The following is a 1,111-nucleotide window of genomic DNA, read 5'->3' on the forward strand; positions in this document are numbered from 1 at the left end:
CCTTCCACTGTTTCCAAATGATTACTCTTATTCTTGAGCGTAGTTTCTTATCAATTTCACGCATAGCCGTTTTCATGTTTGCAGTTCTAAAGTAATTTACCCAACCAAATATTACTTGTTTTAGTTTCAATATTCGGTAGTCTAACGGAATGCTCCAGTTTCGCTTTGTTAGTTGTCGAAGTTTCCTTTTAAATTTCTGTACTGAGATTGTATGTGGTCGAACTTGATATTTCTTGTCTTTTGAATCGTAGTAATATCCAAACCCCAGGAATTTTAAGTCTTTTGGACGAGCGATTTTACTCTTTTCTGCATTGACTATCAGCCCTAATTTCTTTTCTATAAACTTCACGACTGATTCCATCACTCTATTTGCAGCTTTCTCACTCTTCACAAAGATAAGAGCGTCATCCGCATATCTCACGAAATGGAGTCCTCTACTTTCTAGTTCCTTGTCCAGTTCATTCAACATTATGTTACTTAATAGTGGACTGAGGTTTCCTCCTTGCGGAGTTCCAATCGGTGTTTCCTCATATTTACCCTTTACCAAGACCCCACTGACCAAGTATTTTCTAATTAAAGAAATGACATCTCCATCATCGATTGTATTGGATATGATTCGCATGAGTTTATCATGGTTGACTGTGTCGAAAAATCTTTCAAGGTCAATGTCCACTATCCAATCGTATCCATCATTCAGAAATTCGAGACTTTTTATGATTGCCATCTCACAACTTCTATTTGGTCTAAAACCGTAACTGTATTCACTAAACTCTTTTTCAAATATCGGACTGAGTACTTGATGAATTGCCTGTTGAACCACCCTATCCACTACTGTTGGTATTCCCAGTTTGCGCATCTTTCCATTTTCTTTTGGGATTTCCACTCGTAAGGCAGCTTGTGGTTGGTATTTTCTAGTTCTGATGCGCTGACGTAGTTCATCCTTGTTCTCTTTCAGATACTGTTTAAGTTCATCAACCGTTATTCCATCGACCCCACTTGCACCTTTATTTCTATAGACACGTAAGTAGGCTTCATTCATATTTTGATTGCTTAGAATCTTTTCTAAAAGTTGCACACTCGTTTCTCCATTTCCTCTCACGTAGTAAGTAAT

1 protein-coding gene is annotated in these 1,111 nt (G+C 37.5%); it reads right to left on the minus strand.

Going from position 1 to position 1,111, the window contains the following annotated elements; all coding sequences use genetic code 11:
• Positions 1–1,111 (minus strand): group II intron reverse transcriptase/maturase (ltrA, locus tag CD30_RS19085; RefSeq protein ID WP_408056827.1); only part of this gene is annotated, 1,111 nt, incomplete at both ends.

It is taken from the genome of Ureibacillus massiliensis 4400831 = CIP 108448 = CCUG 49529, from assembly GCF_000772965.1.
Lineage (GTDB): Bacteria > Bacillota > Bacilli > Bacillales_A > Planococcaceae > Ureibacillus > Ureibacillus massiliensis.